Genomic DNA, 22184 nt, shown 5'->3' with positions numbered 1-22184 from the left:
GCTCACGCGGCCTCGGTCAGCAGCTTGTGCAGCTCCCGGATCTGCTCCTTGAGCGCATTCAGCTCGGTGCGCATCTGATGTGTTTCGGAGGCGATCCGGGTGGACTCCTCGTTTCGCAGGCGGTACTCCTTCTCGAGCCGCATTCGCTGGATCCGGGCCAGGGTCAGCAGACTGAGCAGCAGCGTGCCGGAAGCGATGAGCAGGCTGATGATCCCGGTGTCCAGGTTTCCCATTTCAAGTCCTCTCCGAAGGGCTCGTCGGCGCGGGATGCTACTGCACCGGGAAGAGTCGCACGCATGCGCGCGAAGCCCGGAAATGGACACGATAACGACCCGAAAATTGTCGTGGTTAGCCTCGCGGCGGAATAGCGGGATTGTGTTCTTTTCGAGGAGTGGGCTGGCATGGATCATCTGGCGGAGCGCGGCTCGGACGGGCATGCCACCCTGGCGGAGCTGGTCGAGTGCAGCGCGCGCCGGGATCCGGCCGCGGTCGCCGTCCGGTCCGAGGGCCCGCCGCTGACCTACGGCGAGCTCGACGAGCGGGCGAGCCGGCTCGCCCGCCGGCTGGCCGGGCTCGGCGTGCGGCCGGGCGACGTGGTGGCGCTGGCGCTGCCGCGGACGCCGGAGCTGGTCGTCAGCCTGCTCGCGGTGCTCAAGACCGGCGCGGCGTACCTGCCGGTGGACCCGGACTACCCGGCGGAGCGCATCGCGTTCATGCTCGCCGACGCGCGGCCCGCACTGGTGCTCACGACCGGCGAGATCGCCGCGGGCCTCCCATCGGCCGAGGCCACCGTGGCACTCGTGGAGGAGCTCGCGAGCGATGAGTCCGATGTGGACGCTCCGCTGGCGGGCGCCACCGCTCGGCATCCCGCTTACGTGATCTACACCTCCGGCTCCACCGGGCGGCCCAAGGGCGTCGTCGTGCCGCACGAGGGCGTGGTCAACCACATGCTGTGGCAGGCCGAGACGTGCGGGCTGCGCGCCGACGACCGCGTTCTGGCCCGCACCGCGATCAGCTTCGACGCGGCGGGTACCGAGATCTGGCTGCCGCTGGTCGTCGGCGCGACCCTGTGCCTGGCCTCGGCCGACGTCGTGCGCGACCCCGAGCGTCTGATCGACTTCGTGGACCGGCACCGGGTGACCGTCGCGCAGTTCGTGCCGTCGCTGCTGGCGGTGGCGGCCGACGTCGACCTCGGCGAGCGGTCGCCGGCCCTGCGGCTGGTGTTCGTGGCGGGCGAGGTGCTGCCGCCCGCGCTCGCGGCCAGGGTGGTGCGGAGCTGGGGCGTCCGGCTGGCCCACCTCTACGGCCCCACCGAAGCCTCCATCGACGTCACGCACTGGGATTACGACCCGGCCATCGGGTCGCGGCCGCTGCCCATCGGCCGTCCGCTGTGGAACACCAGGGTGCACGTGCTCGACGAGCGGCTGCGGCCGGTGGCGCCGGGCGAGCAGGGCGACCTGTACGTGGCTGGCGTCCAGCTCGCGCACGGGTACCTGCGCCGTCCGGGGCTGACCGCCGAGCGGTTCCCGGCCGACCCGTTCGGCGCGCCGGGCGAGCGCATGTACCGCACCGGCGACCTCGCGCGCTGGAACGGCGCGGAGCTGGAGTTCCTGGGCCGGGCCGACGACCAGGTCAAGATCCGCGGTTTCCGCATCGAGCTGGGCGAGATCGAGTCGGTGCTGGCGGGCTTCGCCGAGGTCGCCCAGGCCGCGGTGACGGTGCGCGAAACCCCGGCGGGAGAGCGCGCCATCGTCGCCCACGTCGTGCTCCGCGAGCCGGTCGGGGTGCAGGCCCTGCGGAGCCGGGCCGCCGCCGCGCTGCCCGAGCACATGGTGCCGGCGTCGTTCGCGGTGATCGACCGGATGCCGCTGGCGCCCAACGGCAAGGTCGACCGCCGCTCCCTCCCGGACCCGTGGTCCGGCGCCGACGCCGGGCAGGCACCGCGCACCGAGCGGGAGGCGGCGCTGTGCGAGCTGTTCGCCGAAGCCCTGGGCGTGGCGCGGGTCGGTGTCGACGACGGGTTCTTCGAGCTCGGCGGGCATTCGCTGCTGGCGACCCGCCTGGTGCGCAGCATCCGGTCGGGCATGCGGGTCGAGGTCTCGGTGCGCGACGTCTTCGAGGCCCCGACCGTCGCCGCGCTCGCCGAGCGCCTCGCCGGCGCGGAACGCCTCGCCGAATCCGCGCAGCCGCAGGCGGGCGTCGCCGAGCTCTCGGCCGCGCAGATGGGGCTGTGGTCCCTGCACCGGCTGGAAGGCCCCAGCGCCACCTACAACATCCCGCTGGTCGTGCGGATCGACGGCCCGCTGGAGCGGCCCGCCCTGCGGCAGGCCGTGCAGGACGTGGCCGTGCGGCACGAGACCCTGCGCACGACCTTCCCCGAGGACGACGGCAGTCCGCGCCCGCGGTTGGCGTCCACCGAGGTCGACGTCGAGTTCGTCGAGGCCGCCGACGTCGAGGCCGAGCTGGTCCGCCAGGCCCGCCACCCGTTCGACCTGCTGAACGAGATCCCGTTCCGGGTGTGCGTGGTGTCCTCAGGCCCGCGCGAGCACGTGGTTCTGCTGCTGATGCACCACATCGCGGCCGACGGCTGGTCGGAGCGGCCGCTGGTCGCCGACCTGTCCGCCGCGTACCGGGCCAGGCTGGACGGTCACGCGCCGCGGTGGGTGGAGCTCCCGACCGGCTACGCCGCGGAGATGCGGCGCGTCCGCGCCGCGCTGGGTGCTGAGGACGACCCGACGAGTCCGCTGTCCCGGCAGATCCGCTTCTGGCAGGACGAGCTCGCCGACCTGCCCGGTCTCGTCGAGCTGCCCACCGACCACCCGCGTCCGGCGAGCGCGAGCCACCGCGGCGACGTGCTGCGGGTCCGGATGGACGCCGAGCTGCACCGCGCGCTGGCGGGTCTGGCCCGGTCGACCGGTACCACGCCGTTCATGGTCGTCCATGCCGCGCTGGCCGCGCTGATGACCAGGCTCGGAGCCGGTGCGGACATCCCGCTCGGCACTCCGGTGGCGGGCCGCGGTTCATCCGATGTGGACGACGTGGTCGGGTACTTCGTCAACACCCTGGTGCTGCGCACCAGGACGCAGGGTGACCCGACCTTCCGGGAGCTGCTGGCGCGGGTGCGGGAAACCGACCTCGCCGCGTTCGCCCACCAGGACGTGCCGTTCGACCGCGTCGTGGAGGCGGTCAACCCGGCGCGGTCGCTGTCGCACCACCCGCTGTTCCAGGTGATGCTGACCTTCGAGACGCTCGCCGGGGCCAGGCCCGACTTCCCGGACGCGCGGGCCGAGGTGGACGAGGTGTCCATCGGCGTGGCCAAGTTCGACCTCGACCTGCGGTTGCGGGAGCACCACGGCGAGGACGGCGCGCCTGCGGGTGCCGACGGGATCATCGAGTACAGCACCGACCTCTTCGAACGCGAGGGCGTTGAGCTGCTGTGGGAGCGACTGGCCGCGTTGCTGCGCTCGGCCGCGGCGACGCCGGACGCGCGGCTCACCGAGCTCGAGCTCCTCGCGCCGGAGGAGCGGATCCACGTGGCCGATGCCGGGCAGGTCGTGGTCCGCGGCATCCGTCTGGACGCCCGCCGGGTGCGGGACGAGCTGGCCGTGCACCCCGCCGTGGCCGAGGCCTTCGTGGCCGGCGGCGACAGCGGTCTCATCGCCTACGTGGTGGCCGGATCGGTGCGGGTGGCCGACCTGCGCGCCTACCTCGAACGCCGGGTGCCGTCCTACCTGGTTCCACAGGACTTCGTGCTGCTGGAGGAAATGCCGCGCGACGCGGGCGGTTCCGTCGACCGCGAACGGCTCCCCGCACCGGTGGCGCGGGAGGCCGCACGCGGTCCGCGCACGCCGCAGGAGCACCAGCTCGCGGAGCTGTTCGCCGAGGTGCTCGGGGTGTCGGACTTCGGGGTGGACGAAGGGTTCTTCGACCTCGGCGGGGACAGCATCGTCGCGATCCGCCTCGTCAGCCGCGCCCGCAAGGCCGGGCTGGTGCTCACGCCTCGCGACGTCTTCGAGCACAAGAGCGTGGCGCGGCTGGCCGCGGTCGCCACCCGCCAGACCGCCGCCACCGACACCGTGCCGGTGTGGGAGCCGAACGGTGCGGTGCCGCTGACGCCGATCATGCGCGGCCTGCTGGAACGCGGCGGCGACATCCGCGGCTATTTCCAGTCGATGGTGCTGCGGGCTCCCGCCGCGATGACCGAGGCGGACCTCGGGGCCGCCGTGCACGCGCTGGTGGCCCACCACGACGTGCTGCGGATGCGGTTGGAGTCCGGCCGGCTGGTGATCTCGCCCGAGGTCGGCACCGGATTCGTGCGTCGTGCGGACGCGCGCGACATCGACATGGCCGAGGCGGTGGAGCAGGAGACCGAGCGAGCCCGAGCCGCGCTGGACCCGGCCGCGGGCCGCGTGTTGCGGGTCTGCTGGCTCGACGCGGGCGAGGAGCCGGGCCGGCTGGTCGTGCTCGTGCACCACCTCGCGGTGGACGGTGTCAGCTGGGACGTCCTGGTGTCCGACCTGCGCGCGGCCTGGGAGTCGGTGCGGGCCGGACGGCCGGTGCGGCTGGAACCGGTCGGCACGTCGTTCCGCCACTGGGCGCACGTGCTGCGCGACTCCGCGGCGGGCAGGCAGGGTGAGCTGCCGATGTGGACCGACATCACCTCGCACGAGTCCACGCCCTTCGGCGGGTTGGCCCTGGACTTCACTCGCGACGTGCGCGGCTCCGCCCGCACCCTGACCCGCGAACTGCCCGCGGAGCTGACCGGCAAGCTGCTCACCGACGTCGCCGCGGCCGTTCGCGCCCGCGCCAACGAGGTGCTGCTGGCCGGCCTGGCCACCGGTCTCGCCGACGTGCAGCGCCGCTGGGACACCGGGGAGTCCGCCGTCGTGGTCGAGCTGGAGGGCCACGGCCGCGAGGAGATCGCCGAGCGGCTTGACCTCTCCCGGACCGTGGGCTGGTTCACCAGCGCCTACCCGGTGCCCCTGGACTCCGGCGTGCGCGGCGTGGACGAGCTGGCCGACGGCCGGACCCGGGCCCGCGTGCTCAAGCGGGTCAAGGAGCAGCTGCGCGGCGTGCCGGACAACGGCATCGGCTACGGCATCCTGCGGGAGTCGCTGCCCGCGCACCCCGCGCCGCAGATCGGATTCAACTACCTCGGCCGCTTCGGCGGCGGGGAGGCCGCCGCCGACTGGGCGGCCGACGGCTCGGCACTGGGCGGCGGAGCCGACGCCGGGCTGCCGCTGTCGTACCCGCTGGAGATAGACGCGATCACCGAGGAACACCCGTCGGGGCCGCGGCTGCGGATCACCTGCACGTGGGCCGGTGCGTTGCTCGACGAGGACCGCGTGGCCGAGCTGGTCGACGCGTGGCTGGAGGCGTTGCGCCTGCTCGCCGAGCAGACCGCCGACGCCGGGCTCACCCCGTCGGACGTGCCGCTGGTGGCGCTGTCGCAGAGCCAGATCGAGCAGCTGGAGCAGCACGGTCCGGTCCGCGAGATACTGCCGCTGGCCCCGTTGCAGGAGGGCCTGCTGTTCCACGCCCTCTACGACGACCAGGCCCCCGACGTCTACGCCGTGCAGGAAGTCTTCCGGCTCGACGGCGAGCTCGACGCGCCCGCGCTGCGCGACGCCGCGGCGGAACTGCTGCGCAGGCACGACAACCTGCGCGCCGGTTTCCGCTACGAGGGCCTGCCGCGCGCGGTGCAGGTGATCCCGGACGAGGTCGAGCTGCCGTGGACCGAGGCCGACCTGTCCGATGTGGACGACAAGGATGCCGCGGTCGCCGAGCTGACCACCGCCGACCGCGGCCGTCGATTCGACCTGACCCGGCCGCCGCTACTGCGGTTCACGCTGATCCGCCTCGGGGAGCGGGAACACCGCTTCGTCGTCACCAACCACCACATCCTGTTCGACGGCTGGTCCATGCAGTCGCTGCTCGACGAGCTGTTCGCGCTGTACCGCGGCGGCGACGTGGAACGGGTCGCGCCGTACCAGGACTACCTGGCGTGGCTGGCGGAGCGCGACCGCGCCGCGGGCGAGCGCGTCTGGCGCGAGGCGCTGGACGGCGTCGAGCCGACCCTGTTCGGTGGCTCCGGCGACGCCGTCGTCACGCCGGAGCAGCTCGTGCTGGACCTGCCCGCGGACTTCGCCGACCGGCTCCAGCGGTGGCTGCGCAGCCGCGGTCTCACCCTCAACACCGTCGTCCAGGGCGGTTTCGGCCTGCTGCTGGCGCGCAACCTCGACCGCGAGGACGTCGTCTTCGGCAGCACCGTCTCGGGCCGCCCGTCGGAGCTGCCCGGGGTCGAGTCGATGGTCGGCATGTTCATCAACACGCTGCCCGTGCGCGTCCGGCTGCGCGCCGGCGAGTCGCTGGGCGAGCTGCTGTCCCGCGTCCAGGAAGAGCAGTCCAGGCTGCTGGAGCACCACTACCTCGGCCTCAACGACATCCAGAACCTGCTGGGGACCGGTGAGGTCTTCGACGCGCTGACCGTGGTGGAGAACTACCCGCACGAGCCGGGGGAGTCGTGGACGCCGGTGCCGGGCGTGGAGGTCACCGGGCTGGAGGACCACGACGCCACGCACTACCCGCTGACGCTGTCGGTCGTCCCGGGCCGGACGCTGCGCCTGCGGTTCGAGTACCGGCCGGACCTGTTCGACCGCGCGAGCGCGGAACGGCTCTCCCGGCAGATGCTGGCTTTGCTGCACGCGTTCGTCGAACGCCCGGACCAGCCGGTCGGCGAGACCGGCGTGCTCGCCGAGGACGAGCGCGTGCGGGCGGCCGGCCGCGCGGACGAGGTCGCCGAGGAGGAGAAGACGGGCCGCGCGCCGCGCACTCCGCGCGAGGAGATCCTCCGCGGACTGTTCTGCGACGTGCTGGGCACCACCGAGGTGAGCATCGACGACAGCTTCTTCGAGCTCGGCGGGCACTCGCTGTCGGCGATCCGGTTGCTGAGCCGGTTGCGCTCGATGTTCGGGGTGGAGCTGTCGCTGCGGCACCTGTTCGAGCAGCCCACGGTCGCGGGTCTCGCGGCGCAGTTCGGGGACGCCGACCGCACCCGGGTGGTCCTGGAGCCGTTCACCCGGCCCGATCCGATGCCGCTGTCGTTCGCGCAGTGGCGGCTGTGGTTCCTGCACGAACTGGAGGACGACAGCGCGACCTACACCGAGCCGCTTCTGCTGCGCCTGTCCGGCGAGCTGGACACCGACGCGCTGCGAGCGGCGATCGGCGACGTGGTGGCCCGGCACGAGACGTTGCGCACGGTCTACCCGGAGACCGACGGCACCCCGCACCAGGTCGTGCTGCCACCGGAAAGTTCGGTTCCCGAGGTCGAGTTCGTCCGCACCGACGAGGACGGGCTGGCCGAGCACCTGCGCGACCTCGGCCGCTACAGCTTCGACCTGTCAACCGAACTCCCGCTGCGGGTCTGCCTGTTCTGGCTGGGGGAGCGGGAGCACGCGCTGCTGCTGTTGCTGCACCACATCGCCAGTGACGGCTGGTCCGACGCCCCGCTGAGCCGCGACCTGTCGGCCGCGTACGCGGCGCGGTTGCGCGGTGAGGCTCCGGGGTGGGCTCCGCTGCCGGTGCAGTACGCCGACTACGCGCTGTGGCAGCGAGAACTGCTCGGCAGCGAGACCGATCCCGGCAGCCTGGTGTCCAAGCAGCTCGCGTTCTGGTCTCAGAACCTGGCCGGGCTGCCCGAACGGCTCGAACTGCCCACCGACCGGCCGCGTCCGGCGGTCGCGTCCTACCGGGGCAGCGAGGTCGAGTTCGCCATCCCCGCCGACCTGCACCGCGGGCTGGTGGAGCTGGCGCGCCAGACCGGCACGACGCTGTTCATGGTGGTGCAGGCCGCGCTGTCGGCACTGCTGACCAGGATGGGCGCCGGCCACGACATCCCGCTGGGCAGCGTGATCGCCGGCCGCTCCGACGAGGCGCTGGAGGAGCTGGTCGGGTTCTTCGTCAACACCCTGGTGCTGCGCACCGACACCTCCGGCAGGCCGACGTTCCGGGAGCTGGTCGGCAGGGTCCGCAGGAACGACCTGGCCGCCTACGCCCACCAGGACGTGCCGTTCGAGCGGCTGGTCGAGGTGCTCAACCCGCCGCGCTCCATGGCGCACCACCCGCTTTTCCAGGTCATGGTGCTGTTCCAGAACAACGCCGAGGCCGAGCTGGACCTCCCGGGGCTGCGGGCGAGCTTCCACGACATCGGCTCCGGCTCGTCGAAGTTCGACCTCGACTTCGACTTCCGCGAGGACTACGCCGCCGACGGCACGCCGCTGGGCATGGCCGGGCTGATCGAGTACGCGACCGACCTGTTCGACCGCGACACCGTGGCCGCCATGGGACAGCGCCTGGTGCGCCTGCTCGACGCGGTGGTGGCCGACCCGGACCGCCCGGTCGACGACATCGACCTGCTCTCGGCCGCCGAGCGCCGGGCGCTGATGCCCACCGTGCGGGACGCGGACACCGAGGCGCGGACCATCCCGGCCCTGTTCGCCGAGCAGGTGAGGCGCACGCCCGACGCGACCGCGCTGGTCTTCGAAGACCAGCGACTGACCTACGCCGAGCTCGACGCGCGCGCCAACCGTCTGGCACGCGCCCTGGTCGAGCGCGGTGCGGGGGCGGAACGCGTCGTCGCGCTGGCGCTGCCGAGGTCGGCCGAGCTGGTGGTGGCGCTGCTGGCGGTGCTCAAGGCCGGTGCCACCTACCTGCCCGTCGACCCCGGCTACCCGGCCGACCGGATCGCGTTCATGCTCGCCGACGCCGCCCCGGCGGTCGTGGTCACCGACTCGGCGACCGAGCTGGACACGGAAGTGGAACGCCTCGTGCTGGACCACCTCGACCTGTCCGGATACGACGCGAACGACCTGGGCGAGATGGCGGGCCCGGACAACGCCGCCTACATCATCTACACCTCCGGCTCGACCGGCCGTCCCAAGGGCGTGGTCGTGCCGCACCGCAACGTCCACCGGCTCCTCACCGCCACCGGGCACTGGTTCGGCTTCGGCGGCGACGACGTCTGGACGCTGTTCCACTCCTACGCCTTCGACTTCTCGGTGTGGGAGCTGTGGGGGCCGCTGTTGCACGGCGGCCGCCTGGTCGTGGTGCCGCACGTGGTCAGCCGGTCGCCGAAGGAGTTCCTGGAGCTGCTGGTCCGCGAGGGCGTCACCGTGCTCAACCAGACGCCGTCGGCGTTCTACCAGCTCGCGCAGGCCGACCGGGAGAACCCGGAGGTGGGCGACCGGTTGGCGCTGCGCCACGTGGTCTTCGGCGGCGAGGCGCTGGAACCGTCCAAGCTGGACGACTGGTACCGGCGGCACGCACCGGACTCGCCGCGGCTGGTCAACATGTACGGCATCACCGAGACCACGGTGCACGTCACGTACTTCCCGCTGGAGGCAGCCCACACCGCCGACCCGCGCAGCCCGATCGGCGAAGGCATCCCGGACCTCGGCCTGTACGTGCTGGACAACTCCCTGCGGCCGGTGCCGCCGGGCGTGCCGGGCGAGCTGCACGTGTCCGGGGCGGGACTGGCCCGCGGCTACCTCGGCCGCGCCGGCCTGTCGGCGCAGCGGTTCGTCGCCGACCCCTTCGGTGCTCCCGGCACGCGGATGTACCGCACCGGCGATCTGGTGCGCTGGAACGGCAGGGGCGTGCTGGAGTACCTCGGCCGCGCCGACGACCAGGTCAAGATCCGCGGTTTCCGCATCGAGCTGGGCGAGATCGAGGCCCGGGTGCTGAGCCACCCGGCGGTGGAGCAGGCCGCCGTCGTCGTGCGCGAGGACAAGCCGGGCGACAAGCGCCTGGTCGGCTACGTCGTCTCCGCGGAGGAGATCGACCCCGCCGAGGTCCGCCGCCACGTCGGGGCGAGCCTGCCGGACTACATGGTGCCCGTCGCCGTCGTCCGGCTGGAGTCGCTGCCGCTGACGGCCAACGGGAAGCTGGACCGCAAAGCCTTGCCCGCACCCGACCTGTCGGTGCTGGCCGGCGGCCGTGCGCCGCGCAACCAGCGCGAGAAGATCCTCTGCGGGCTCTTCGGCGACGTGCTGGAGGTGCCCGGGGTCGGCATCGACGACAGCTTCTTCGACCTCGGCGGCCACTCGCTGCTGGTGACCAGGCTGGTCAGCCGGATCCGCTCGGCCTTCGGCGCGGAGCTGCCGCTGCGCGCGCTGTTCGAGACGCCGACCGTCGCGGGGCTGGCCGAACGCCTCGACGGCGCCGACGGCGCGCGGGTGGCGCTGCGGCCGATGCCGCGGCCCGAGCGGCTGCCGCTGTCGTTCGTGCAGGAGGGGCTGTGGTTCCTCTCCCGGCTGGAAGGGCCGAGCGCGACCTATAACGTGCCGCTGGTGCTGCGGCTGACCGGTGAGCTCGACGTCGACGCGCTGCGCGCCGCGTTCGCCGACGTGGTCGCCCAGCACGAGTCGCTGCGGACGCTGTTCCCCGAGCACGGCGGTGCGCCCCACCAGGTGGTGCTGCCGCCCGAGCAGGCGCGGCCGGTGCTGGAGGTCGTCGACGTCGACGAGGCGGCGGTGGGCGAGGCGCTGCGCGAGGCGTCGCGCCACCACTTCGACATCGCCACCGAGCTGCCGATCCGGGCCTGGCTGTTCCGCCTCGGCGGCGACCGCCACGCGCTGCTGCCGCTGATGCACCACATCGTCAGCGACGGCTGGTCGGAGTCGCTGCTCGGCAACGACCTGGCCACCGCCTACGCCGCCCGGCTGCGCGGCGAGGCGCCGGTGTTCGAGCCGCTGCCGGTGCAGTACGCCGACTACACGCTGTGGCAGCGGGAGCTGCTGGGCTCGGTCGACGACCCGGGCAGCGCGATCAGCCGCCAGATGGCGTTCTGGGCGGAGGCACTGCGCGGCCTGCCGGAGAAGATCGAGCTGCCCACCGACCACCCGAGCCCCGCGGCTGCGACCTACCTCGGCGACGAGGCGCCGCTGCGCCTGGACGCCGAGTTGCACCGGGCGGTCGACGAGGTCGCCCGCGCCACGAACACCACGCAGTTCATGGTGATCCAGGCCGGTGTCGCCGCGCTGCTGACCCGCATGGGCGCGGGCACCGACATCCCGATCGGCACGCCGGTGGCCGGCCGCACCGACGAGGCGCTGGAAGACCTGTTCGGCTTCTTCGTCAACACGCTGGTCATGCGCACCCGCACGCACGGCGACCCGACGTTCCGGGAGCTGCTGGAGCGGGTGCGCGAGACGGACCTGGCGGCGTTCGCGCACCAGGACGTGCCGTTCGAGCGGATCGTGGAGGCGGTCAACCCGGTGCGCTCGCTGTCGCACCACCCGCTGTTCCAGGTGATGCTGACCTTCGAGAACTTCGACGAGGTCGAGGTCGGGCTGCCGGGCCTGGAGGTGGAGCTGCAGGACGTCGTCGCGGGCGTGGCGAAGTTCGCGATGGACATCCGGTTGCAGGAGCGCTACGCCGCCGACGGCTCGCACGCGGGCATCGTCGGCGAGATCGAGTACTCGACCGACCTGTTCGAACGGGCCACTGTGGACTCCTTCGGCGAGCGGCTGCTCCGGCTGCTGCGCAGCGCCACGGCCGATCCGGACCGCAGGCTCGGCGAGCTCGACGTCCTGGAGCCGGGCGAGCGCCCGGCGCCGGGTGCGCGGGAGCTGGTGCTGGACGAGGCGGGGCGTCCGCTTCCCGCCGGTGTGGTCGGTGAGCTCCACGTCGACTCCGGCGGCGGGCTGGTCGCCACCGGACACCGCGCGCGCCGGCGCGGCGACCGCGTCGAGGTCGTCGCCCGCAAGGGGAGGTACGTGCGGCTGCGCGGCATCGGGGTGTCGCTCGACGAGGTCGAGCGCATCCTGGCCGGCGCGGCCGGCGTGGCGGTGACGATCGACGACGACGGCCAGCCGGTCGCCTACACCACCGACCCGGCCGCCGTGCGCGCCCGCGCCGAGTCGCAGCTTCCGGAGTACGCGGTCCCGTCGCGGTTCGTCGCGGTGGACGTGCTGCCCGTGGTGGACGGGGAGATCGACTACGCCGCGCTGCCGGCGCTGTCGCGCCGCCACGAGCGCCGGGGGCCGCGTTCGCCGCGCGAGGAGATCCTGTGCGGACTCTTCGGCGAGGTGCTCGGACTCGGCAGGCCGGTGGAGCCCGAGGAGAGCTTCTTCGAGCTGGGCGGGCAGTCGCTGTCGGCGATCCGGCTGCTGAGCCGGATCCGCGCGACCTTCGGCGTGCAGCTGTCGGTGCGGTCGCTGTTCACCGAGCCGACGGTGGCCGGTGTCGTGGGCCGCCTCGACGAGGCGTCGGCGGCACCGCGGACCCCGCTGACCGCGCGCCAGCGCCCGGACCGCGTCCCGCTATCGTTCGCGCAGCAGCGGCTGTGGTTCCTGTCGCGGCTGGAGGGCCCGAGCGCGACCTACAACGTCCCGCTCGTGCTGCGGCTGCAGGGCCGGCTCGACGCCGCCGCGCTGGAGGCGGCGGTGCGGGATGTCTTCGACCGCCACGAGAGCCTGCGCACGGTCTTCCCCGAGGTGGACGGCGAGCCGCACCAGCACGTGGTCGGCACCTTCCCGGGCCTGCGGACCGTCGAGGTCGCACCGGGCGAGCTGGACGAGCGGCTGGCGGAGGAGTCGCGCCACACGTTCGACTTCACCTCGGAGTGCCCGTTGCGGGCCACGCTGTTCCGCGTCGGTGCCGACGAGCACGTGTTGCTGCTGCTGATGCACCACATCGCGACCGACGGCGGCTCGGACGAGCCGTTCGCCCGCGACCTTTCGGCGGCCTACGCCGCGCGCAGGCAGGGCCAGGAGCCGCAGCTCCCGCCGCTGCCGGTGCAGTACGCCGACTACACGCTGTGGCAGCGGGAGGTCTTCGGTTCCGAGGACGACCCCGAGAGCGTGGTCTCCCGGCAGATCGCGCACTGGCAGCAGGCGCTGGCCGACCTGCCCGACCGCCTGGAGCTGCCCACCGACCGGCCGCGGCCCGCGGTCGCCTCCTACGAGGGTGAAGAACTCGGCTTCGTCGTTCCGGCGGAGTTGCACGCCGAGCTGCTGGAGCTGGCCCGCAAAACCGACACGACGCTGTTCATGGTCGTGCAGGCGGCGCTGGCGGGGCTGCTGACCCGCATGGGCGCGGGCACCGACATCCCGATCGGCACGCCGGTGGCAGGCCGCGGCGACGAGTCGCTGGAGGACCTGGTCGGCTTCTTCGTCAACACCCTCGTGCTGCGCACCGACACCACCGGGGACCCGACGTTCCGTGAACTCCTCGGCCGGGTCCGGGAGGCCGACCTCTCGGCGTTCTCGCACCAGGACGTGCCGTTCGAGCGGATCGTGGAAGCGGTCAACCCGGTGCGCACGCTGAGCCACCACCCGCTGTTCCAGGTCATGATGGTGTTCGAGAACGACGCCGAGAGCAGCTTCGCGATGCCGGGGCTGCGGGCGCGGTTCCTCGACGTCGACATGTCCGCGGCGCGGTTCGACCTGACCTTCCACCTGCAGGAGCGGCACGTCGGCGACGAGCCGGGCGGCATCGGCTGCGACCTGGAGTTCGCGGTCGACCTCTTCGACCACGCGACCGTGCGGCGCCTTTCGGAGCGGTTCGTGACCCTGCTCGAAGCGCTGGTCGCGGACCCGGACGCACGCCTGGGATCCGTCGAGCTGCTCGACGACGCCGAGCGTCGCATCGTGCTGCCGCCGGTCGGCGAGAGGTCCACCCGCGACCGCGGTGCCGTCGCGATCGCGGGGATCGACCCGTCCATCGTGGACGGTGCGGTCGCGCCGCCGGAGGAGCTGTCCGGCAGCGCGTCGGACCTGCTCGGCTGGCTGGACTGGGACCGGATCGAGGAAGTCGTGCTGCCGCACGCCCTCCTGGACGAGCTGTGCCGGGTGGCCGTGGAGCAGGAGTTCCTGCCGGAGACGCTGAAGCGGCTCGTGCGCTTCGGCAGCGACACCGCGGGCACCGACCTGGGCGGGTTCCGGCGGCACTTCCCGGAGGTCGAGGTCGAGACCTGGCGCGGCTGGGAGCAGACCGGCGTCGCCACGACCGGTGAGCCCGGCGCCGAGCGGCCCGCGCCGGGAGTGGCGGTCTACGTGCTCGACGAGCACCTGCGGCCAGTTCCGCCCGGGGTGTTCGGTGAGGTCCACGTCAGCACGCCGGAACTGTCCGAAGGTGTCGAGAACCCGTTCGGCACGCCGGGGCGGTGGATGTTCCCGACCGGGGAGCGCGCCAGGTGGCGGGCCGACGGGCTGCTGGAGTTCCGCGTGCGGGAGTCCGCGGAGCAGGTGGTCGAGGAGGACCGGCAGCTCTCGCCGGAGGAAGAGCTGCTGCGCGGGCTGTTCGCCGAGATCCTCGGCGTCGACGAGGTGGGCCCGCACGACAACTTCTTCGCCGTGGGCGGTCACTCGCTGCGCGCGACCCGGCTGACCGGTCGCATCCGCTCCGCCCTCGGCGTGGAGCTGCCGGTGCGCGCGGTGTTCGAGGCACCGACCGTCGCCGGGCTGGCCGCCCGGCTCGCCGAGGCCGGCGACGCACGTCCGGCGCTGCGCCGCATGCCGTTGCCCGACAGGGTGCCGCTGTCGTTCGCCCAGCGGCGGCTGTGGTTCCTGCACCGCATGGAGGGCCCGAGCCCGGCCTACAACATCCCGCTGGTGCTGCGGCTTTCCGGCGAGCTCGACGTGCGAGCCCTGCGCGGGGCGTTCGGCGACGTGGTGTCGCGCCACGACAGCCTGCGTACCCTGTTCGCCGAGACCGACGGTGTGCCGCACCAGGTCGTGGTGGACCGGGAGGCGCCGTTCGCGGTGCTGCCGCCGAGCCCCGGCGGTCTGGTCGACGCCGCGCGGTACTGCTTCGACCTCGCCTCGGAGCTGCCCGTCCGGGCGACCCTGTTCGGCGAGGACGACCAGCGGCACACGCTGCTGGTGCTGCTGCACCACATCGCCGCCGACGGTGGCTCGACCGAGCCGTTGCTGCGCGATCTGGCCTCGGCCTACGCCGCCCGCGTCGGCGGCGGTGCGCCGGACTGGGAGCCGCTCGCGGTGCAGTACGCGGATTACACCGCGTGGCAACACGAACTGCTCGGTTCCGAGGACGACCCGGGGAGCCTGGCCTCGACCCAGGTGGAGTTCTGGTGCGACCGGCTCGCCGGACTGCCGGACCGGCTCGAGCTGCCCACCGACCGGCCGCGTCCGACCATCGCGTCCCACCGGGGCGGCGCGGTCGACGTCCGCTTCGACGCCGAGCTGCACGCGGCGGTGACCGAGCTGGCGCGGTCGCGCGGTGTGACGGTGTTCATGGTGTTGCAGGCCGGTCTGGCCGCGGTCCTGTCGCGGTTGGGCGCGGGGACCGATGTGCCGATCGGCACGCCGGTCGCGGGGCGTTCCGACGCGGCGCTGGAGGAGCTGGTCGGGTTCTTCGTCAACAACCTGGTGCTGCGCAACGACGTCTCCGGCGACCCGAGTTTCGCCGAGCTGTTGGAGCGGGTGCGCGAGACGAACCTCGCGGCCTACGCGCACCAGGACGTGCCGTTCGAGCGGCTGGTGGAGGTGCTGAACCCGGCGCGTTCGCTGTCGCACCACCCGCTGTTCCAGGTCATGATGACCGTCCACGACGCCGGCGCCCACGACCTGGGCATGCCCGGTCTGCACGCGGAGGTCGAGGGGCTCGACACCGGCTCGGTCACCATGGACCTCTCGCTGGAGCTGCGGGAGACCTCCGACTCCGACGGCAACCCAGCCGGGATCGAGGGCGACCTGGAGTTCTCGGCTGATCTGTTCGACGCGCGCACGGTCGAGGAGCTGGTCGAGCGGTTCCGCCGCCTGCTGGCCGAAGCGGTCGCCGGCCCCGGGCGTCCGGTGTCGGCGCTGGAAATCCTGGCTCCGGCGGAGAAGGAGCGGTTCGCGGCGTGGAACGACACGCGCCGCCCCGTCCCGGAAGCGACGTTCGTGGAGCTGTTCGAGGCCCGCGTGCGGGAGCGGCCTGGCGCGACCGCGATCGTCACCGCATCGCGGGAGCTCACCTACGGTGAGCTGGACCGCCGCAGCAACGCGCTGGCGCACCGCCTGCTCGACTGCGGTGCCGCACCGGAGACGATCGTCGCCGTGGCGCTGCCGCGCACACCCGAACTGCTGGTGGCGTTGCTGGCGGTGGCCAAGGCGGGTGCGGCGTACCTGCCGGTCGATCCCGGCCACCCGGCCGAGCGGCTCGCGCACATCCTTTCCGATGCCGGCCCGGCGATCCTGGTCTGCGACGAGGGTTCGAGGGTTCCCGCACCGGAGTCCACGCGGCGCGTGCTTGTCGGCGACGAGGAACGTGCGGACGCGCCGAGCGCGGTCCGGGACGGGCGTCAGCTCGCGTACGTGATCTACACCTCCGGCTCGACCGGGCGACCCAAGGGAGTGCAGGTTTCGCGGGCCGGCCTCGACAACTTCCTCGCGTCGATGCACGAGGACGCCGGTCTGGCGCAGGACGAGCGGATGCTCGCCGTCACGACGGTGTCGTTCGACATCGCCGCGCTGGAGCTGTACCTGCCGCTGGTGAGCGGCGCGACCGTCGTCCTCGCCGACGAGGACGCCGTGCGCGACCCGCGCGCGCTCGGCGAGCTGATCGAGCGGGCGGGGGTCGGCCACGTGCAGGCCACCCCGTCGCTGTGGCAGTCCCTGGTGTCGGAGGTCCCGGAGCGGGTGCGCGGGCTGCGGATGCTCGTGGGCGGTGAGGCGCTGCCCGCGGCGCTGGCCGGGCGGATGCTCGAACTCGGCGGCCGGGTCACCAACCTCTACGGTCCCACCGAGACCACCATCTGGTCGGCGGCCGCGACGGTCACCGGAGGCGGCGAGGTCCCGCCGATCGGCGGGCCGATCGCCAACACCGCGGTGCACGTGCTCGACGCCGCACTGCGGCCGGTGCCGCCAGGCGTGGTCGGCGAGCTCTACATCGGCGGTCGCGGCGTCGCCCGCGGCTACGCCAACCGGCCCGGGTTGACCGCCGAGCGGTTCGTCGCGGACCCGTTCGGGGCGCCGGGCGAGCGCATGTACCGCACCGGAGACCTGGCGCGGTGGCGCCGGGACGGCAGGCTGGAATACGTCGCCCGGGTCGACGACCAGGTCAAGGTGCGCGGCTTCCGCATCGAGCTCGGTGAGATCGAAGCCTGCCTGGCCGCTCACCCGCGGGTCGCGCAGGCCGCGGCCGCCGTCCGGGGTGCCGATGAGGACAAGCGGATCGTCGCCTATGCCGTGGCGGCGGCCGGTGAGGTCGTCGATTCCGGTGCGCTCCGGGACCGGGCGCGCAAGCACCTGCCCGAGTACATGGTGCCGTCGGCGTTCGTCGTGCTCGACGAGCTTCCGCTGACGCCCAACGGGAAGCTGGACCGCAAGGCCCTGCCCGACCCGGACTTCTCCGGCACCGGGCGCGCACCGCGCGACGAGCGCGAGCGGGTGCTGTGCGCGATGTTCGGCGAGGTGCTCGGGGTGGACGGCGTCGGCATCGACGACGGCTTCTTCGAGCTGGGCGGTCACTCGTTGCTGGCGACGAGGTTGGTCAGCCGGGTCCGCGGTGAGCTCGGCGTCGAGCTGCCCGTCCGGGAGCTCTTCGTCAACCCGACCGTCGCGGGTCTGGCGGGGACGCTGGACGCCGCGGGCGGTGCGCGGCGCGGTCCGGCACCCGGACCGCGGCCGGCCCGGGTGCCGCTGTCGTTCGCGCAGTACCGGCTGTGGTTCCTGCACCGCCTGGAGGGACCGAGCGCGACCTACAACATGCCGTTCGTGCTGCGGCTGTCCGGCGAGCTGGACGTGCCCGCCCTGGAAGCGGCGCTCAACGACGTCGTCGGCAGGCACGAGAGCCTGCGCACCGTCTTCCCGGACTCCGACGGCACGCCGTACCAGCTCGTGCTGGACCCGGCCGAGGCGCGGGTCGATTTCGCGGTCGGCGCCGGCGATCCGGAGGCCGAGCTGGCCGAGGCGGCTCGCGCCGCGATCGAGATCGGCACCGAACTGCCGATCAGGGCCGCGCTGTGGAGCGCCGGCGCCCAGGAGCACACGCTTCTGCTGCTGTTGCACCACATCGCCGGCGACGGCTGGTCGCAGGGACCGCTGCTGCGCGACCTCTCCGAGGCGTACGCGGCACGAATCCGCGGTGAGGCGCCGCGGTGGACGCCACTGCCGGTCCAGTACGCCGACTACGCGCTGTGGCAGCGGGACGTTCTCGGCTCGGAGGACGACCCGGCGAGCGTGCTCGCGGGCGAGATCGGCTTCTGGCGGAGCGCACTGGCCGGCCTGCCCGAGCGGACCGAGCTGCCCACCGACCACCCGCGCCCGGCGGTCGCCTCGCACCGCGGCGACCTGCTGGAGTTCACCTTCGGCACCGAGCTGCACGCGGCGGTCACCGAGCTGGCGCGGTCGCGCGGGACGACGGTGTTCATGGTGTTGCAGGCGGGTCTGGCGGCCCTGCTGTCGAAGCTGGGCGCCGGCGGAGACGTCCCGATCGGCACTCCCGTCGCGGGGCGGACCGATCCGGCGCTGGACGACCTGGTCGGGTTCTTCGTCAACAACCTGGTGCTGCGCAACGACGTTTCCGGGAACCCGACCTTCGCCGAGCTGCTCGACCGCGTCCGCCAGACCAACGCGGCGGCCTACGCGCACCAGCAGGTGCCGTTCGAGCGGCTGGTGGAGGTGCTGAACCCGGCGCGTTCGCTGTCGCACCACCCGCTGTTCCAGGTGCTGCTGGACCTCCAGGCCGCAGGTGCCGCACCGGAGCTGACCGGTCTGCGCGCCGAGGTCGAGGGCGCCGAGACCGGCGTGGCGAAGTTCGACCTGTCGTTCAGCCTGGAGGAGAGCGCCGCCGGGCTCGAAGGCATCGTCGAGTACGCCACCGACCTGTTCGAGAGGAAGACGGTCCGCGGGCTCGTCGAGCGCTTCGAACGGTTGCTCACCGCCGTGGCCGCCGATCCGGACACGCGGGTCGGCGACATCGACCTGCTCGCGGCGGACGAACGCACTCGCCTGCTGGCCACGTGGAACGACACCGCTCGCGACATCGAACCGAGGTCGTTCCCGGACCTCTTCGCCGAGCAGGTCCGCCGGGCTCCGGACGCACCGGCGGTCGCGTTCGACGGCGCCGAGCTCGACTACGCCGAGCTGGACCGCAGGGCCAACCGGCTGGCGCGCTGGCTGATCACCCGGGGCGCCGGCCCGGAGCGCCTGGTCGGCGTGGCGCTGCCCAGGTCGGCCGACCTGGTGGTGGCGCTGCTGGCCGTGCTCAAGTCCGGCGCCGCGTACCTGCCGATCGACCTCTCTTACCCGGTAGAGCGCATCCGGTTCATGCTCGACGACGGTCGTCCCGAGTTCGTCATCACCGACGTGGCGAGCGCGGACTCCCTGGCCGATGCGGGCGTCCGGCTGGTGCTGCTCGACGGCGACGACACCACCGAGGCCCTGCCGGGACTCCCCGCCACCGAGGTCACCGCAGCCGAGCGGGGCGTGCTGGCCCCGGCGGGCGCGGCCTACGTGATCTACACCTCGGGCTCCACCGGACGCCCGAAGGGCGTGGTCGTCACCCACGGCGGCATCGTCAGCCTTCTCGCCGCGCAGCGGGAGACCCTGGGTGTGGACGGCCGGAGCCGGGTGCTGCAGTTCGCGGCGCTGAGCTTCGACGCAGCGGCCTGGGAGATGTGCATGGGGTTGCTCTCGGGTGCGTGCCTGGTGCTGGCTCCGGCGCACGAGCTGCTTCCGGGCGAGGCGCTGGCCGAGCTCGTCGCGCGGCAGCGGATCACGCACCTCACCCTGCCGCCCACCGCGCTCGGAGTCCTGCCGGACGACGCGCTGCCCGCCGGCACCACGCTCGTCGTCGCGGGTGAGGCGTGCCCGCCCGCGCTGGTGGCGAAGTGGTCGCGGGACCGCACGATGATCAACGCTTACGGCCCGACCGAGACCACGGTGTGCGCGACGATGAGCGCGCCGCTGGCGGGTGAGGTCGTGCCCGCGATCGGCGGTCCCATCACCAACGCGCGGGTGTACGTGCTGGACGCGGGCCTGCGCCCGGTGCCGCCGGGCACCACCGGCGAGCTGTACGTCGCCGGTGCCGGCCTCGCACGCGGTTACGCGGGCCGTGCCGGGCTGACCGCGGAGCGCTTCGTGGCCGACCCGTTCGGCGCCGCGGGCGAACGCATGTACCGCACCGGCGACCTGGCGCGGTGGAGCGCGGACGGCGTGCTGCACTACGCCGGTCGTGCCGACCACCAGGTCAAGGTGCGCGGCTTCCGCATCGAGCTGGGTGAGGTCGAAGCGGCGCTGGACCGGCACCCCGGCGTCGGCCAGGTCACCGCGCTGGTGCGGGAGGACAACCCCGGCGACAGGCGCCTGGTGGCCTACGTCGTGCCGGAGGGCGCACGTCCGGAGCCGTCGGACCTGCGGGCGCTGGCCGCGAGCGCGCTGCCGGAGTACATGGTGCCCTCGGCGTTCGTCCTGCTCGACGAGCTTCCGCTGCTGCCCAACGGCAAGGTGGACCGCAGGGCGCTGCCGGCGCCCGACTTCGTCGCCACCTCGGGGGCGGCGCCGCGGACCCGCCGCGAGGAGGTCCTGTGCGGACTGTTCGCGGAGGTGCTGCGGGTGCCTTCGGTCGGCATCGACGACGGGTTCTTCGAGCTCGGCGGCGACAGCATCCTGTCGTTGCAACTGGTGTCGAGGGCCCGCCGCGAGGGACTGGTGCTCAGTCCGCAGGACGTCTTCGCCCACCGCACGGTGCGCAAGCTGGCGGTTGCCGCGGGCGACGGCGGCGAGGTCGAGGAAGAAGCGGGTTCCGGGATCGGCGAGTTCCCCGCGACGCCGATCATGCACTGGCTGCGCGAGCACACCGAGCACTTCGCCGGGTTCAACCAGTCGATGGTGCTGCGGGTGCCCGCCGACCTCGGAGCCGACCGGCTCACGACGGCGGTGCAGGCGCTGGTCGACACCCACGACGCCCTCCGGCTGCGGCTCAACCCGGGCTGGCGGCCGGAAGTGCTGCCACGCGGCGAGGTCCGGGCCGCGGATCTCGTGCGGCGGGTGGACGTCGAAGGACTCGACGACACCGCGCTCGCCGAGGTCGTGGCCGAACACGGCGACGCGGCGCGTGACCGGCTGGCACCGGAGAACGGTGCCGTGGCCCGGTTCGTGTGGTTCGACGCCGGACCGCGCGCGGCCGGCCGTCTGCTGGTCGTGGTCCACCACCTCGCGGTCGACGGGGTTTCCTGGCGGGTGCTGCTGCCGGATCTCGCGATCGCCTGGCACACCGCCGGGGAGGGGCTGGAGCCGGTGCGCACGTCGCTGCGCCGCTGGGCCCAGCGGCTCGCCGAAGAGGCGGTGCGACCGGAGCGCGTGCGCGAACTGGAGCTGTGGAAGGGCGTGCTCGGCGAACCGGGTGCGCGACCGCGGCCGGGCACCGAGGCGGGCGAACTGGAGATCACGATCCCGGTCGAGGACACCAGGGCGCTGCTGACGACGGTGCCCGCGCGGTTCCACGCCGGAGTCGACGACGTGCTGCTGGTCGCCCTGGCCGTCGCCGTGCTGCACGTGCGCGGCGAGGACGGCGACCGGCGCAGCGACGTCGTGGTCGACGTGGAGTCCCACGGGCGGGAGCCGGTCGTCGACGGCGATCTCTCCCGCACGGTCGGCTGGTTCACCAACCTGCACCCGGTGCGGCTGGACCCCGGCGCGGTGGACACCGGCGAGCTGCTGGCGGCCACCGCCGCGCTGGGCCAGGTCGTCAAGCAGCTCAAGGAGCAGCTCCGGGAGATCCCGGACAACGGCATCGGCTACGGCCTGCTGCGCCACCTCAACCCGGGGACCGGCGCGGAGCTGGCGGCCTACCAGGTGCCCGAGATCGGCTTCAACTACCTCGGCCGGTTCCAGGGCGGTGGCGACCAGCACGACTTCGCCACCACCGACGACCTGCCGGTGCCGTCGGGCCGGGATCCCAGGATGCCGTTGCCGCACGCGGTGGAGGTCAACGCCGTCACCGAGGACACCGCGGAGGGGCCGCGGCTCTCGGCGACCTGGAGCTGGGCCGCCTCGCTGGTCGAGCGCGGGCACGTCGAGCGGCTGTCCCGCACGTGGGCCGAGGCGCTGCGGGCTCTGGTGGTGCACGTCGAAGACCCCGACGCCGGCGGGCACACCCCGTCGGACCTGTCGCTGGACACGCTGAGCCAGGACGAGATCGACGAGCTGGAAGCCGAGCTCGGGCTGGAGTGAGCC

The 22184-nt window shown here is 73.2% G+C and carries 2 protein-coding genes; one reads left to right on the top strand and one right to left on the bottom strand.

Going from position 1 to position 22184, the window contains the following annotated elements:
• Nucleotides 1-2: 2 nt before the first annotated feature.
• A complete protein-coding gene (locus tag SACE_RS20795) occupies nucleotides 3-233 on the bottom strand; it encodes a hypothetical protein (protein ID WP_009949575.1) in 231 nt (76 codons plus the stop codon).
• Nucleotides 234-401: 168 nt separating this feature from the next.
• On the opposite strand from SACE_RS20795, the gene SACE_RS20790 reads away from it, so the two are divergent.
• The gene (locus tag SACE_RS20790) at nucleotides 402-22181 is read left to right on the top strand and encodes a non-ribosomal peptide synthase/polyketide synthase (RefSeq protein WP_011874295.1); all 21780 of its coding nucleotides are present in this window, start codon (nucleotides 402-404) and stop codon (nucleotides 22179-22181) included.
• Nucleotides 22182-22184: the final 3 nt, after the last annotated feature.

The sequence above is a fragment of the Saccharopolyspora erythraea NRRL 2338 genome (assembly GCF_000062885.1).
Classification (GTDB): Bacteria; Actinomycetota; Actinomycetes; order Mycobacteriales; family Pseudonocardiaceae; genus Saccharopolyspora_D; species Saccharopolyspora_D erythraea.
This window is presented reverse-complemented; position numbering and strand designations above follow the sequence as displayed.